Raw genomic sequence first — 1,963 nt, forward strand, 5'->3', positions numbered from 1 at the left:
GCCCTCACCGGACAGCACCCGGAACCGCCGCAGCTGCACCCGCGCATCAGCCATGCCCTGCAGCTGATCCAGGAGCACCCGCTGCCGGTGATCACGCCGGACTGGCTGTCGCGCCAGGTGCACCTGTCGGCCTCGCGCCTGCGCTACCTGTTCAGCCACGAAGTGGGCAGCAGCCTGTCGCACTACCTGCGCTGGAGCGCGGTCTGGAAAGGCGCCTGGCTGTGGTCGCGCGGCCAGCCGCTGAGCCGCATCGCGGAGGCCGTGGGCTTCTACGATCCGGCGCACCTCAACCGCGCCTTCAATGAAGTGTTCGGGCTCAATCCGTCGGACCTGTTCCGGCCGGAGCAGGTCCGCCTGATCCGCTGCGACTGGGACTGAGGAACTGGCCGGGCAGCAGTCCCTCCCCGCCTCAGCGCGACGGATCGATGAGGATCTTGGCGTGCCGCTCCGGGTTACCGAGGTCGGCGAACGCCTGCTCGACACCATCCAGTCCCACCACGCCGGTGACCAGCGGCTCGCCGCGCACCTTGCCTTCGGCCAGCAGGTGCAGCGCGTCGCGGTACTCCAGCGGCGAATAGCCGAGCACGAAGCGCAGCTCGATCTCCTTGTTGATGGCCAGCGCCGGCTCGATGGCGTCCTTCTCCATGCACACGCCCACCACCACGATGCGCGACATGATCGGCGCGCTGTCGAGCAGCTGGTTGAGCAGGCCGGGCACGCCCACGCACTCGAAGACCACCGGTCGCTTCGGGCCCAGGCCGGCCTTCTCGGCCAGGCGCCAGACATGCCACCACGGTCCCGGCAGGCGGCCGAGCTGCTCGCGCGTGGACACGCCCAGCTCCATGAGCTGGTCGAGACCGGGCAGGTGGCCGTGCTGCTTCCAGTTCGAGAACGGCGAGTCCTCGGCCGGGTTGAGCACCACGTCGGCGCCGCACTTCGCCGCCAGCGCGCGCCGGCCCGGCGAGTAGTCGCTGGCGATGACGGTGCGCACGCCGTGCGCCTTCAGCATGCAGATCACCGCCAGACCGACCGGGCCGCAGCCGATCACCACCGCCACCTCGGACTTGCGGATCTGGCTGCGGCGGTAGGCGTGCAGCGCCACCGCCATGGGCTCGGTGAGCGCCGCCAGGTCATCGGACAGGCCGTTGGGAATCGGCTCCATCAGCGCTTCCTGCACCACGATGCGCTCGGCGTAGGCGCCCGGGCTGGTCGCCGACAGGCCGATCATGTCGATGCGGTCATCGCGGCGCAGCAGCGGCACCGCGCACACGCGCGTGCCCGGCTTCAGCTTGCGGCTGGTGCGCGGGCCGTGATCGAGAATCTCGCCGCAGAACTCGTGGCCGTAGACCACGGCATCGGACGCCTGCGGGAAGTACGGGTAGCCCACGCGCCGCGCCAGCGCCGACATGTGGTCGCAGTGGTGCTGCAGGTGCAGGTCGGAACCGCAGATGCCGCAGCGCAGGACCCTGAGCAGGACCTGCCCGCGGCCTGGCTCCGGCTCCGGCAGTTCGGTGACGGCGAGCGTTTCGTTCTGGCAGACCACGGCCTTCATGGGCTTCTCCTGGTGTCCTGCGCGGGCAGGCGCGATGCGGGAATGGCGGAATTTCGGCGGGCGCGGCGGCACGGCACCGGGGCGGCACTGTGGCAGCACCGGGGCGGCACGCATCATGACACGGCAGCATAGAGAGAGGTCCGGGGCGGCTCAAGCCGTGGGCGATGACCGGGGCGTCGCGCCGCTCACGGCATGGCGCAATAGCAGCCCACCGCCAGGATGCCCGACGGCACCACCCGCTCCCCCGCCAGCAGCTTGTCGATGACCGGCTCCACGAAACTGTTGGCCGAGGTGCAGACCATGCCCAGGCTGTAGGGGCCGGCATAGGCCAGGCGGCCATCGGCATCCCAGATGGCGACCGACGGACTGGCGGGAATGCGCGCCATGCCTTCGATGCCGTCCAGCGGCTGC

3 protein-coding genes are annotated in these 1,963 nt (G+C 70.5%); 1 reads left to right on the forward strand and 2 read right to left on the reverse strand.

The genetic code is table 11. The features are described 5' to 3' along the window. Nucleotides 1-378, forward strand: a 378-nt coding sequence (locus C5O18_RS08870) for a helix-turn-helix domain-containing protein (RefSeq protein ID WP_146089315.1), incomplete at its 5' end; no start/stop codon positions are given. A gap of 31 nt (nt 379-409) precedes the next feature. Here C5O18_RS08870 and C5O18_RS08875 read toward each other — a convergent pair. Then, entirely contained in the window at nt 410-1,552 is a 1,143-nt protein-coding gene (locus tag C5O18_RS08875) for a zinc-binding dehydrogenase (protein WP_105193234.1), read from the reverse strand. A gap of 185 nt (nt 1,553-1,737) precedes the next feature. Further along, a partial coding sequence (locus C5O18_RS08880) for a DUF6436 domain-containing protein (protein WP_241146805.1) occupies nt 1,738-1,963 on the reverse strand: 226 nt, incomplete at its 5' end.

This window comes from Amnimonas aquatica (genome assembly GCF_002943415.1).
GTDB lineage: Bacteria > Pseudomonadota > Gammaproteobacteria > Pseudomonadales > Moraxellaceae > Perlucidibaca > Perlucidibaca aquatica_A.